The following is a 15917-nucleotide window of genomic DNA, read 5'->3' as shown; positions in this document are numbered from 1 at the left end:
CTTCCCTTTTAAGGTCGGCAGTTTCTCCTGTAGTTTTTAATTTGGCCCCAAAGAGAACGGCAGACGATGCGACAGAGCTTGACTATATCGATCCTGTTAACTCCCTACCAACCACTATTCCCCCGTAATGGATCAATCGTTCTCTTAATGGTCGAAACGGCTTTTAGCTTTTAATGACTCTTTAATTTTGCGAGGTTTACATAATTTTGAACTGGTTCGTTCCCGAACCACGCGTCGCGTAGTAGTCTACACATCAAAGTGCTGTAAGTAAATTGTAAATCCTTGTGCGAACGTGCGATCGATACCAATTCGACACAACGCACCCCGCCGACTAGATCAACGGGGGATCTAACTTTCAGCCACTCGGCATTCGGTGTGAGTCATTAATGTTACCAACCTAGGTTGACCTTCGAACCCAATCACCCCACCAAAGAACTTGCTATGGAGCAGGTCTGTTCACATGGCCCGAAATACGGGTGGCAAGCGGCAACCAACCCCGAGCTGTACTCATTAAATCCTGAGTACCTCTCATTTAATGTGCAAAGATCTTCGCACATTAGCTACGTCTCATTTGTCAGTAAGCCAATTTTTTTGGAGTAGAATTCATGGAAGACGCCAACTGTAAATATGACCCTTACTATCGCAAGCACTATAAATAGCGAGAAAAGAGCGTTCCCTCTTGATCAAACGGTAATTAAGACTTCGAATATATCTTAATTGATAAATTTAACGCGCTTGCACCCGAATATTAGGAAGCTGTGCACGTACCCGTGCTACAGCGACACTTGTTCGTGCGAACGGCTTGGTTTCTTTCGAACTTGACACTTAGGTAAAACCCTTATACAATTAAATAGCACCAGCTTGATAATATCTATAGAATAGTTTTTTCGAATGTAATGTATGAATGTTAAACGAGGTAGCACCGTGGAAACGGCGCCAATTACTGTAATGTTTTGTTACGGGTTTCAATGTTGTGGTCATTCTTCGTAATAATTTGGCAAAGGTCGATTTGGGCTTGGAACGTCGAACCACCAAACGCCTTTGGTGAATGTTTTAGTAATAATTGCTCTGTGCCTTTAAGGAACCCTGATCTAACTCATTAGATAGATGAGCTTCCGTCTCAACCTCATTAAAAATTTCTATGGATAAATCCACTTCAGTGGGGGAATTAAGGAAAACCTAAGACCTAACAACTGAACGAGGAATAGGTGAACTATTACACAGTGCCTCATATTAGACGATGATCGACGTAACGATTCTTCTTCGTAACTTACTATCGCCTGTCTGTTCCTAATATAGGTCATACGCAAAGCGGAACACTCCATTTTCTTTCGGAAATTGTCACTCGTTCAATTAGGGTGCGACGATAAGAACGTTCAAGCGACCCGCATACGTAACACTATTCCCCATTTTTGCCTCGGAAGCCAAACGATGTAACCCTTTTTCGTTCTAAATAGCGAACCTCAAACACCATTCTCTTCCCTTCGTGGCACTGTCTCTTTAATTTTTAATCAATGAACTTTGCTCTCTTGTCGAAACGGTCGCCAATGATCAATTAAAAACTTGACCTTTTGTACTCATATTCGTTCTTCAAGATCGATCCTGAATGGGCATTTTGGCCCCACATGCCGAAGACTTCGGAGCATTTATACAACTGACTTTTGATGTATCAGAATTAACGGGGAATTTGGGCTGTTTCGGACACTCTTATCACCAGAATAGCCCTCTGTTTCTTCAGATGCTGATGGATTTTCTCGCATGATCGCTAATCTTAACGCCAACTCCAGCACAGGGAACTCCATCCACCCTAAATAAGTGAATGGGGGACGCAAAAGGTGGATTACATTAGCTCGTTATGCACGCTGTGCGAATCCACGGTCAACGCTCCGATCTTAAGCATAATTATGTTGTAAATCTAAGACAGCAAAGTCATTCTCTGTAAGCGGTGGATTTTCTTATAGCGAACCGTGCTTTTAACCTAATACTATCGCACTCATCGTACCTTCTACAAGCCACCCTTCTCCACGGGGTATTGTGCAAGCGAACCCTAGTCATTTGTCTTGGAATTCTGTATGAAGTCGGCCTGAATAGCGGAACAAACGATTAACTTGCTTTTGATCTTCGTTCAGGCCGCTTATGTTTTGGATTACGAACTAGCTGATTGATTCAGCGTTCAGCTATATACGGTAAGCACTTTTGAATAGAGGGGGACCCAAGGTGAAATGGGACCCAACCGAATAGCTACTGTTTTCCTTAGCTCCCTAGCTACTTTTTTAAATAGTACGAGACAGTCGTTCAGGTATTGAACCGATAATAGCTTTACCCCCTACCTAAGATAAATCTGTTGTTGTTGGTAGTCTACTCATATGGTATATAGTAGAAAAAACGAGAAAGTGACATGGAAGACACCTATGGTATTCTACCCCAATTACAGTTACATGAACTGTGAACGGCTAGCGTGGAAAACTCTCATTTGTCCTATGCCTTGCTTTGTTAGTGCGAAGAACGGGTTTTTATTAAAGGAACCTAACTCCATTCCGATACAGTGTGAACGGTGAACGAGATATATCCTAAGATTAAGTCTAGGGTAATAATTTGGTGAACGGTATGGTAATCCTATACGGAACCATGAACCGAGGTACCTTCAGAAGAAGTAGCACTTCAAGCTTGTTTCCGATCTTATTGTCGAAAGAAAGTCTAGATCACACGTAATAACAGTAAATGACCACCATTACTTAGGCCGTCATGGTCATCTCCAGCAAAAGAATTTCCGTTTCGAAGGGTGAGTACCATAGGAATGTCAACGTCTCTTATCTGTCCATTTTGGATCTACAAATCCACGGGGGACGAGCTGTTTTGTTAAACTCCCTTCCTCGAAATTTGATAGGGTCTTTTTCAATGGATATAGTTTTCTGTTTTCCCAATTGTCACTTATTATCTATACCTTTCCCACGGTAACCAACTCCATAGGAATTTGATAGGCACTCAATCCTTTTTTTAGAGAATTATTCCCGAAATTACGAAGATTACACGACCGTGGATGATGTCACATCTTAATCTGTATCATCATCCCACCACTCATTTTGAAAGGGCTAAGATTACACTTTTACCTTGGTAATTATCAATAACGGTCTTCGTACCTGCAGTTTCTATTTATACTCATGCCCATTTTACGTGATGTGTTAATGTATAGCATTTTATTCCATCAGGCCCTCGCTAGTTTATGCTTTTTTAATTTTCGGCATTGACCTCATTTACGAACGATTTCCAGCAAACGTGAGTAGCACTTTTGAATGTGCACTTAACGATACCCTTTGTTCTCGCTCGCTAGAACGTGTGTGATGATCGCTAATGACAGATATATATACGGCATAATTGGCGTTCAAATTTAACGAATTTTCGCAACGGCATTGTCGCACTTCGTTCGTGAAAATCTTTGCATGCTGACGTTCGATCCTTCCACCTTACATCTCGTTTTAGTTTTAACACCAACTCATGCCCTTATCCAGAAGTTCGCTAACCACCTCTGCTCCTTATTATATCTTAATCACAAAGCTACAGTTCTCTTCTTTGCGCGGAATTCTTCGTCTGTTAAATGGTTTCAGGTTTACCATCAGCTCCACAACCTCAACCTAGCGTTAAATAGCGGTGTGAGAATACTCATAAAATATTCCACGGGCTACAAAGTCGTCGACAGCAAATTTTTTTTGCTACCGAATGTCACTTCAGTGAAATTACCCCTCGGACTGCGAAAAACCCACTTCATGGCTTGGAAGCTAACGTTTTGGATTAATTAAAAGGGCTTTGTTTGTCTTTCTGACAGCGGGGCCTTGTGTGCTGTAAAATCCACAAAGGTCTTAACGCGGAACTTATGCATGCCCATGCCTATCTACCAACTTAGGGGGCAATTAGCTCGCCTTTTTCCGTCTCTTAAAAAGACAACTTTCGTGAGTTTTAATTAACGGTCGCCCCTGAACGGGTTAGGTATAGGCTGTCCTATTACACCAATCCACCACCAATCCATTTTCGCTTATGCGCAATCACCATTAGCTCGACAGTCAACTGCGTTTCCCTCGTTCGCTAACAATTGGATCGGTGAAAATAATATCCTCATAAGTTACCATCCAATCCTTCTGTTTTAATGCATGAAAAGGAACCGGAAGTCTCGCTGTTGCATGTTGTAGCTTGGTAGCAGTGAATACCAGGTCTTACGTTACATCCGAACTTTTCCCTCATTTTAGGCTGTTCCCCATGACAATTCGTCATGGTAATGTGCGATCACCGTCTCTTTATCGTTTATCGCTGCTTATTCGTACGATATGCTTTTTTTAATTGTGTGATCTTCAAGGAACGGGTTTCCCTTGATCTCTTGGGTGCGACCGTGAACCACGTTGCCTACCTTATCATATGTTTTAACTCCAACCAACTTGACAGACATTTAGTTCGTCGCACCATTAGTTGTCAACTTCGTCGCACTCATAAACTCCATAGTCTAGATGAGGAATTCTTTACCCACATGATAATTGAGAAGAATCGCAAACGATAATGAACCAACCTCACAGCCTGTTAAACGCCCCCGAAAGGTCCCTAAGCCTTATCCACATCTTGGTTGATTCAACCCTAGTATCCTCAGGCCTTATTTAACGGAATATTTTATCACAGGGACCCTTTCAGGCCCCAATTGATCTCTGAATGTTGTAAATCCTCGTTTAAATAATCCTTCTACCTACACGCCCCCGCATGAAAGCAAACGCACAAGGTCTTTCCTTTCCCTTAGTCATTAGACTTTACCCTTCACCAACCTCGTAACTTTTACGAACGTAAAAACCACCAGCACGAATTACGTCCGAAGACAGACTTAGTAGAATCCACATCAATAATACCAGAGATGGTAAATACTTGAATTACGCACCTATTAGATTGGAGTGTGTGATCTCTCCAGCAAATAGAGTGCCTATTATACCCGTGCACTCATAGGCTGTTCCCCAATTGAAAGAATACAAGATGTTACAGACTTAATCAAAGGAAGCGAAAAACCTTTCGGAAAAAACGAGCTCATAGGGACCAACCCTTCTATACAGAGACACCACCCTTGCACTCGTGCACAAATACGTTATCACGTCACTGTGTTGCGTTAGGCTGTCCAATCAAGAAACCCAATTGAATATTAATTAATGCCTGTGTATAGTTTGATATAGCTAGATAGGGTATTCGTGGCTTGGACTCTTTACCATTCCACCAACTTTGGTATACCCTAGTAGTCCAGATTTAGTGCACTCGCATTGCCCTAGCTACTTTCAAGCTCCTGTAAAAAGCTACTACTATCACCATTTTGATTCCACAAATCACCACATAACCCTTCGTAACTTCTTGTTGTAGGCACATTATTATTTACCGGAACTAGCGCTGTTCGCTATACAACCCTATCTTGACGTTTCCCTTATGCACAAAGTTCTCTTCGGAGCTTCTGTGTCCTATTTAGTGCTCTAATTACGAACTTACGCTTTGAAAGGACTAGGAAATTAGCCAACCGGTAGCTTGGAATTCAGGTACCGTAGTCTCGCAAACGGTTGCTCATGCGTTCACTCTTACTTGCAGGCACTAAGCCAATTTTCGCTAACAAATCCTTCTTTGATAGGGCGCCCTAACAGTGTTTAGCTCCAGTAGAATCGCTTCCTGTATTTAGTTTGCTTTCGCAAGCGGAAATTTACCATGAATAACCTGTTAAACGAGAGGCTGTCCAGAAAGACTACGCCGCCATCAGCCCAGTGCTTCGAGCAGCTATACCTTCGCTCCCTACCTCTGTTTTATACGTTATTGTCAACTTCACTCTTTAGACTTTCCTACAAGAGATCAAAGTACACCTATTCTGTCAAAAGTACAACCCCGCTACCTACAAAGTACAACGCACAAGTCGGCTGATTCGGCACTAGAATAGCTTCGCTGACATGGCGTGAGTAGCCCAAGGTTAGTCCAGCTTCGAGACATGACATTGGATCTTTGACGCCGCCCATTTTAGGGTATCTCCAGAATTTCCGTGAAATTTTCTACAGTGCCTATTCGTAAAGACCCACAAATAGAGAATCACCCAAAGGTTCTTTCTTATTAAGCTACTCCTTTTGATAGTTATTACGCTGTTAATCCCATTTTTATGCTAAACTGTTGTACGGGTATTCTGCTGTACCTGACAGCACAACGTAGCTCCACAGGACTAAGGCTTTTTCGGATATTACACAAATAACACTCGCCCATGGAAGTCGGCCCTAGCTAACGATCTACGTATTGGCTCCCTTTTTTTGGAACAGACTCCATCTTTGCTCTCTTGGGTGAACCGTGCTTTATTCGAAAACAGTTACGCAAGCGAACAATAGGTGCTAAAAACCCCGCACAAGGTAGGGACATGATGATCTGCTCTGGTCTTTGAATATCTCCAGCCGCGGACTAGAAGAATCCTGTCAGGCGCGAAGTCCTTCTAGTATTGGCGCGGGAAGTTTGTTAAATGGGTCAGGCGCTGTTGCTGTAAATGCAAATAACTGATTTCACCTCTGTTAATGTGCGATCCTTCTATGGAATGTGCAAGGCGGTGGACGTACAAGCAGATCATATATCAATGGTTCTCTGTTGCTATCTGATTTTTAGGGGCGTTAAATAGTACGATTCAGACTATGGAACAGACGACCAGTGCTTTAAAGGCCCTTCGACCGTTTTCCCTTTTTGTCAACTTCGGAGTTCAAGATGTCGTATTTAGCACAGTTGCTATAATAATGAGCCTAGCTGACCCTTTGTGAAAAACCTACTATTCCCCTGTAACGTCAAGCGAAATAAAATAGTATTAAAGGCCAGATATGCTAGCCAAAGGTCCTAGCGGTGTGCTTTTAATTCCCAGTCAATTAAAGGGTCTTGTGGCTTAGGAAATTTTCATCTTTGCTTTACCCTAGCTTCGTACCTTCGTTTTGTCAGTCGGTAATCTAATCGGTTGACCTTGTTGTCACAGTAATAGTTTGCTATCTTGCAGTTTGCTAGGGGCGGGACCAAGGATTAGCCTGCTTTCTAGTTACCCACGGCGCCAAAATTTTCGTGTTAGTGTCTCCGTGACCACAAGGAAGATTGGATGAATGTTAGTCCCTCTTTCTAATTAAAAATTTTTGTTTGCTAAAACATGTTGTCACCCTTAATGGTCGCATATACAGATTAGCTGAATCCAGTTATCATTTCCATCGAGAGGCTAGTCGAAGGGGTCATGCCTGACCGTAGTTTGCAAATAGCTTGCTTTGATCCACAAAGTGAAATAGCAGGCCACCATCTGTCTGTCTAGCCTCTGTTAAATACCCCTCGGAAGCGTCGAGCAGCGTCGCATCCAGTCACCTTGCAAAAAATTTCAAATCAAGTCCCCATGAAATTGAATAAAAAAGCCTACGAGGAAGTCCCACGCCGGTGAATACTTTATTACGAATAGCTGACGTGCTTTCTTTGTTAGCCTTACCATGGTAAATCCGAAGAGACGGCACCCTAACTCCGGTGTTTGTACCGAATTCGTCGCACCGTCTCTTAGTAGCAGCACACGTAACTCCTAATAATTACGAATAGTATACCAACCACATCGGGGGACAGTCATGACTCTGATCTGTGTCTTTATCTACATATATACAGACTAGAATTAGACCCCAATTTGTAGACTAGAAGGGGCCTTTCCTTTTAATTTAGACCAATACCTTTTTTCTCTTCCTATTTAGTTGTTTCCCATGAAAAAAACGGCGTTCAGAAGAGCCCCTTAGATATGCTTCGTCCCCGCTATACCTTCCCGACGTAAAAACCAGCAGGTCTAGGGACACGGAAACTTGAATCAGCCCCCGCTGGGTAGGTTTCTTTGCACTCCACTATCACACATAGGCTATTTAAGTAAATATTATCTACTCCACCCTAGCTACCCCTTTGAAGATTACACTACTTACGAAAGCGAACTTTTACCGCAAATAAAAGGTACAGAGCCGCTTATGCAACGCATCTACAATCGTATTTATTAGTCGGCAACCACAAATACCAATTTAGCTGCAATCCTTGAGGGGGCATTCAGCCATGGAATGCTTTTCTCCAGAGTCGAAGGCTTTTTGAAGAGCAGCAAATAGAGGAGCATGATCCTCCGGGATCCTCATAATCCTATTTAAAAATCACACGGACACTTCATTAAGCACAAGTGTATTTGCATTCCAAAAAATTTTCCACCCTAGTTGGAATCAGACACAAGGTTACCCGACGGGACCCACATCAAACGTACCTGACCACATCGAATCGCAGCAGAAATGATCTAAGTCAGGCCACACTCGTGAGTTCGGGACAGCAAAAAATACGGTTCCTCGAATTTCTATCTTTTACCTAATCGGATGATGTATTAAAATACGTTTCCCGACGTCGGCCCGTCTCGCAGCAGCTTAATTTTCAATAACGCCCGGTGAACGGGTAGGGACATGTGCAAATCCTGTGATCAAATAGGACATAACAATGTGTGATGTTACGAAATAGGGCTTAATCAGGGCTTAGACGCTTTTAATAATTAGTCGGGTTGGGCATAATACCATTACTTAGGCCCTCAGATCCCTGATTTTGATATCTACAATGAAGAATGTCATTTGTTAAATAGGCTACTTGATTCGGCATAATTACACAAACCCTTTGTAAAGGTATAAATATCTTATTCTTCGTTCTTCATGTCGTCGCTAGTGTTACAATGGTCGGAATCACTTATTCCCACGTTTCTTCGTAACTCCTAGGTCACACGGACTTTACCCACGGTCACCTCTAATTCGTATTTTCCAACACTCGGTACTCATTTTGATTCCACGGCCGACTTTAATATTTAGAACGGTGTTCTACATCAATGTGCCATAGACTAGGCTGGGTAAATGAGGAATTACGTCTTTGTTGGCTTTACCCCAACTGTTTAGCCGTGCAAATTCCCGACTTTCCATTTGATTCGAATAGCAGCTTCCACCTCTGTCTAGTTTTACGTTTAGATCCTCGTGCTTTTAGTTGTCCACCCTTTTATTTTTTGATCTCTGTACCAGATAAAAACAAGCAAATCTAAGACAGTCATTTTAGTCCAGCTACTTTTAGTCATTTCGTTCATTCCTTATCCTTGCTTTACCCCCTCGTCTAGTATTTCTTAGGTGCTCATAGATCTCCATCGGTGGAGCAGCTATACGGGTAGCACACGTCAGAATTTAAATCTTAAAAATTAGGAAGCCTAAAAAACCAGCCTAACGGCATAATTGCATCCTAGGTTTGGGCACCATAGGAGAATACCGTAGCTACAATCCACATACAGACTATGGGTCTCCACTGGGTCATACTAGCTTTGGTTGCTTAAAGGTAATCCCCTCACAAAGACTCATGTTGTGGCTACATTATATTTTTAGTATTCCTAATCTGTCTTCCACGGTTATGGATTTATCACAGCGAACAGGCATTTCAAATCTGTCCAGAAGCGAACGGCTACCATCATTTCACGAAGATTCACGACAAATTTTGATTCTTTTTAGCCATCTTATTCGAGAAACCTCCCATGGAACAGCACTGTTGTCCAAAATTAAATCCAGCTGTCTTGCCCTTTTTTTCTCTTTGTATCGAAATAACGGTACCTTCACTATTGATGCCCTTATGGGGCCTTGTTCTTTGTGACGACGATTTGTTAATTCATTAAGCAGATGTGTATAATTCAGCCTACGTTAATTTTATTAAAACGTTGTTGTTTCTTGTTGTTGGACTGACGTGATGTTGTTGACCTTGTGAGGATGTAATAATATTTTAAGTCAGGCTTTAGAAGATATAATACCATTTAGGTTAAAAGACCTAGAATCGCCCTTGAACGTAGCACTGAAATTAAATCAGGTAGTCAGCATGTAGCCTTGGAAACCCAGCCATCTACCTCTGTTTGATTTTCATCTACAATTATACGGCCGCTCTCTTGTGAGGCTTATTTTAACCTAGTCGTCGGGGGATGGTATTTTACCAGAAGAATTGTTGCAGAAGATTACGTCTGCAACTTAGGTTTCCATTTCAAGATACGGCGGGATTTCTTTATACGGCACCGCATTTCAAGAGAGCCGATGTTTTGTGCACGACGACGTAGCTTTCTAACGATGGAACGTAACTTTCCCTCTCGTTTAGCATCGGAGGCCACAGTAACTTGATAAATATCTTTGTTGACAGCATGTCCTCTCGTCAGGTTAGCTGATCTATCAAACCTCAAATCCTCTTAAAGTCTCCACCCCAATCAAGCAGGCCCCCTCATTTGCGCGCTATATTTTTGCTCAGGTAGGTGTTTAAATCCTCTCCAGCTATATTATCCATTAGTCCTCAAATTCCAGACAGTAAGAATCACCACGGGTCTCCACCAATCCGACTTCATGGCCTACAGACTAGGCTGATTTTCCAGCCGTGGAAGCGTCTTTTTTTCCCTCAATTATTTTCTACAAATTGTTAATACCATCCAGGTGCACATGTAAACCATCATTTTAAATTTCCCACACGGACTAACGATGTTTGGGCTTCGTTCCCAGCACGCCCTGGTTGTCACCCAGCCAATGGTCGGCCAGACAACACGGTTGAAAAAGGTTTATCCACGGTTCCAGTCGTCTTTCCGCGAACACGTCGTCGGGATTTCCAGTGAATACCGAAAGATTGAAAAAGACTGCCTATGGAGCAGCATCATTTCAAAATTAGGATCCGTATGGAAATTAAACACTCTCACTATTGACCTTGTTGGCTGATAAATAAATAACTTGATAAAGATGTTTGATAAATAGTTCTCTGTTCAGGCACCCTAGCTAAACGTTTCATTTGGGTCAATCTCCAGCAGTTTTGTCTCGATTCGGTGCTCACTACGTCTAACGTTCTCTGATGCCCTTTTTTCGGCGCGAGAAGATTGCTGATTTTCAGGTAGGTTACCAACGTGCTATACTGTGTCTGTTCAAAACTTACAGCATCTAAAGTGATTTCTTTCTTCTTCACATATACGGTACTGTGTTGCGTTACCCTCTGTAAATTTTCTTACCGTCCACGCCCTTTAGTCGTCGTGTTACTTTCACTTAGTGCACTTAAATACCCCAAAGGTTTCACTATGTGAGTTCGGTGCAATGGTCGGAGATGAAAATTTCCAGACATGATAATTGTCGTCAGCGAACGACTTGTTTATTAAAGGTTAGTCGTCAGGTACACTGAATAGTATTCAGGTCTACTGAGGGTGTACGCGAACGAGAGGGTGTGAATATTCGACGTGCTTCCATGAAAAAGTTGTCTGGGTACTGGCAAAGGGCAATAGTCGCGCTTCCACTCGACAGTGCCTCTGGACGCTGTTACTCCAGTCGGAGGCCTCTCTGTTCAACCCAAAATTAAATCCACAGCTATCCAGATCTATCATAATGCTATGCTTCCAGGATGCGACTTCAGCAGTCAATTTACGTTGCAATAGTCGAATTCAGGCAAAGGAATTTCTTTACATGTAAAAAAATTAGCTTAGTCCGTGGAAAAGAACGATTGTGCGCTTTATTACCGGAAAAAACGTACAAACTTCGTTACTAAATAGACAGAACGATGACCTTGGCGCCGGGATCTTGATGCTTGCGGGTCTCCTATTGTGGTATGTCGACACATGGTGTATTTAAATATTTGAGTTCGGGACCAACCTAGTGACATGAAAGCCAAAGCCAAAGGCCCTTTGTGCCGTCTCTTATGTTGTGGGGTGCTCGACGAACTCCATCGGAGCTTCTATCACGATTGTGCGCTCTCCTCTGATTCAGGCCTACCCGTCTCGAAGGAAAACACTCGTCGCATGTAAACTTATCACACAAGATTTCCCTTCGATCCCTAGGCTGTTGTTTGTCTTTTATTACCGCAATAATGAAGTAATATCTGCCAGAATCGCCCTTTTCAATCCTCTACTATATTTTAGCGGTGAACGCGGAAACTACCCTCATAAGATATCTGCCCTTTGCATGAATTATCTTTCCTAGCACGGAAAACAGCAGAAGATATTGTCAGACGACGATTTGTCAATCCTATTAGGAGCAGGATGATGTTTGAATAAAACTGTATACCTAGTTTGGTTAGCACATCTGAGCCGCGACATGACACTAGGGCCGTGACCCATTTTTTATGTTAAATGCAACAAACGCTTGATTCTTCCAGAAGAGAGCTTCGCGGCTTTCGACTTAGACCCAGCAGTCAAACCAGTTGGCGCGGGATTTAGAAGTTTTGTGTTACGTGGAACGGCGGCACCAATAATTGCAAAGGGGTCAGGCTACGCAATTGATAAAAACAGAGGTCGCCCAGTCGTCGCATTCAGGCAGCAGCTCCTAACGGTAGGACCACAAAAATATGACAAACTAGGGCGTTTAGTAACCATGGGAAATTCTTTGAATAGAGACGAAATCTATGATGAACCCCATCGATTTGTCAGTTCCTCGTACCATTATCCTAGCACCTTCGGCTAATACCCAATTTGACAAACTTCTTACATGACTCATGCTCTTTATTACACGGTTTCCAGTTGTCAGAAGACTAGGACTGTGAGGGCTACATCAACAGAGGCTGCGGTCCCCGGAATAATGTTATCTTTATTCCATCTCTTGAACTACGTAGGGATTAACCCGTGGAAACATGTACAGAGCCTACTGCTTTTAGTATTTTAAAGGTTAATGTTATCCACCCGATGCTAATACGCTTATACCTTAGTCTGTGCGGGTCCGTCTCTGAAAATGTCCCCCTCACCCTAGCAAAAGGTTAGTGCGGTGAATATCAAAGACGACACTTCATTGACGAGATTGGATTAATGAGCAATTGATTCGTACACTTTGTATGGATCTTTGAATGTTACCCCCTCTTATGTGTAGCGTTACATGAATCTTGGTAATGAAAAAATGTTACCTTCACAAGGAAGGAGGAAGTCGAAACTTACGTCAGACACACGGAGCTTCACTATGCTAGGTCGTCCACAATTAGCTACATCAACAGATACGGCACCCTTATCAGGCTACGCAATCGCGGATATCATCGAAGCTGGCTGTTGCGTTTTGTTTTATTACATCCTAAATTTTACCGAATAAAAATGTTACCCTACTATGCTTGTATCCAGATTGTAAGACAAACTAGGGATGACTACGAAGTCTATCTACCATCATCGATTTTCATCTTTGACCAGAAGTGCCATCGACGACTGGGCGAAAACGTTTTCCCCAATACCAGTTTGCAACAGCGGTTCGTGCAGCTATTGCGCAAGGGCGGTCTAGTCTTTCGGCGCCCGCTCTATCGTTTTGAATCATGACAGCTATTGCGTATATAAATACGTAGGGATGCTATTCCTCAATATAGATCCATTAGGGATGGAAAAACATCTTGGTCCATTTTCACAAGTTGTATTTTAAAGGTCTCGACCCGAATTCGTCATAAGCGCTTAAAAAGGGTTGACATCCCTTATATCCTCGTGGAAGTTTCGACACTCAGGCAGAACGACCCTTTGCACGGTAATCCATCTAACTATCCAGTCGTCACGACGCTTTTTAGAGGAGTCCGTACTAGGTTGGGCCCTATTGGAACCGCCCAACCCGTCCACGGTTTTAATTTAGAGGCTAATGACTCCGCTAGGGATTTTCAAGATCCTCAATAGGCTTCGTTTATCCATCTTGCTTTTACTGCTTTTGATTCTGATGCCCTTTTTAGCGGGTGCTATCTGTGCGGTGCTTTTCGACGTTCACGATCAGCCCAAGTTTAAGTCCGTTCTTTCGTGCATTGGTTGTCAGCCCAAGACCCTCATGTTGCGACTTGCTGGGGGTGTAGCCTTAGGGATTGCGCTTTTCGGATTCTTTACGTCCCTTTGCTAGAGCATCGATCCAGGCTGTGCAACCACTGTGCCTTTTCATCAGCCGTATGAACGCTTTTCAAGCTACAGATCTATGAATCTCTACTCCATCTTGTCCCCTAGCGTCTTGCCGAATCGTTTAGCGGGGTACTCATGTCACGATTTGTATACATAGTAACTCCATCTACCTGTGATCTGCTGCGAAAATCCAGGCTGTGTTACCCTTACGTGTGCGCGGGACCTCTTATGATGACAGAACGTCCTGACGTCTAATTCCCCACCCGACCCAGACACTACTGCTATCAAAGCAACGAAATCCCTTGTTAAGTCACCATTGCTAGGACGATTGTACCTCGGTCCTTTTATTAGCCCTAATCTCAAGCAATCAGGAACGCGGCGGTGGTCCACTTGTCTTACACTACGAGGGTGTGACCAGAAGATTAAAGGTTAAATGTTAAGCACTAATGGTATGGTTTCCTATGAATCTGTACCATTTGCGCGGTGAATAGTATCTCCGGTAGAAGAATGTGCGTTCTGTTTGGAGGCTGTTGTACTTAGAACTTTCCTGTTTCTTCTTACGTTGCGTGACCACATAACATAAATGATGTAGGAGCATGTGAGCACAATGGTCAAAAAAGGCCTTATTGCGTTCACCTTCGTTAAAAAACTGTGTTTGGAACTATGCCCCTACTGCGCGAAGTGATTGTAATGTTACCCCCAGCAGCAGGCTTGACAAATGGTCAAGCACTGTTCCAATATTGATCAACCGCAATCCCAACTGTTTCCCACCATTTACCCCTTTGCGCTGCGATACCGTCCATCGTTCTTACGTCTAATCTCTACGCCCTTAACGGACCAATCTGACAAACGGCGGTCCCTCTATGAGCCGCTAGGGAAGCCACGGTACAATAAATCTACAATCGTTTAACTCACCTTTAAGGGAGAGCCGCTGGCTGTCACACGGTCGTGAATGAAGTGGCAGATATCTTTTATTGACTTTCCACGGATATCCTAAATCCGGTAGCAAGTTGATGCTAATGGGGTACGCACTAGCGCTTGTGCAACTAACGCTGTTAGCGCGGTCTTCACCATATACATTTCCAGGTCAGGAATCCAGGAACGACACTTTCCCGGTCGGCACAGAAGATATTGACATCGACACATGTGACCCTTGGGATCCCTAGAGCGGGATATGGCGCCCAATCATCCAGATTACTCTTCCCCAAAAAAGTTGATTTTCGACTTCGGCTCTATCGAAATCCCGTGCTGTACACTCCTAAATCAGACATGAAGAATTTTGATTCTTTTTGATAGCAAAATTTCACTCTAGTGAACGATTAGACAGCATGAATAATCTGTTGTGACTGGGATTTTCGACTTTTGTGTATGTTGTTGACAATGCGGGTCTACCAATCAGCCCTTGATGCTCTTTAATCGCTAGGGTTCGCGTCTTACTTTGTATCCCCTGTAAAGTCGAATAGGGACCACTTGTTAAAGACACTGGAACTTAGGAAGCTAATCTGTGAAAAATGCTTGAATGTAATGTTCCATTTTCAGGTTTACCTATTAGACCTTTTGAGGGCTGGTGAACCTTGATGAGTTCTTGGCAGATAGGGATCTACTCCGCCTACCGCTTCTCCGTCGGGGTCCAAACTCGCCCAAAGGCCATCGACCATCTCTATCATTAGGATGATGGCAGCATGACTATCATAGTCTAGTTACAATGGGTGGAACGATTTTATTCTTGTGAAAGTGATTTCACAAGGAAGTTGTCTTTGCAAGACAGATCCACGCTAACGCATTGTTCTTGGGGGCCATGACGCTTACCTACCTCTATCAAAAATATTGACAACGGTCCCAGCTACTGTTTTGTTCCAGTTGCGGTACACTAGGATCCATATAGATCCTTTAACTTTCAGAAGACCATCTAACGCTTTTAAAATGTTAATGACTCGTCGTTTTATGAAAGAAGTCACAGAAGATTTATGATGATTCTCGCGAATCTGTCTCGAACCGTTGCGATACCATTTTTGTGAGCGGGAACGGCATTGTACTTCTAGCGGCC

The sequence above is a fragment of the Streptococcus hyointestinalis genome, from assembly GCF_011039275.1.
Lineage (GTDB): Bacteria > Bacillota > Bacilli > Lactobacillales > Streptococcaceae > Streptococcus > Streptococcus hyointestinalis_A.
The sequence above is the reverse complement of the archived record's forward strand: the minus strand, read 5'-3'. Positions refer to the sequence as shown.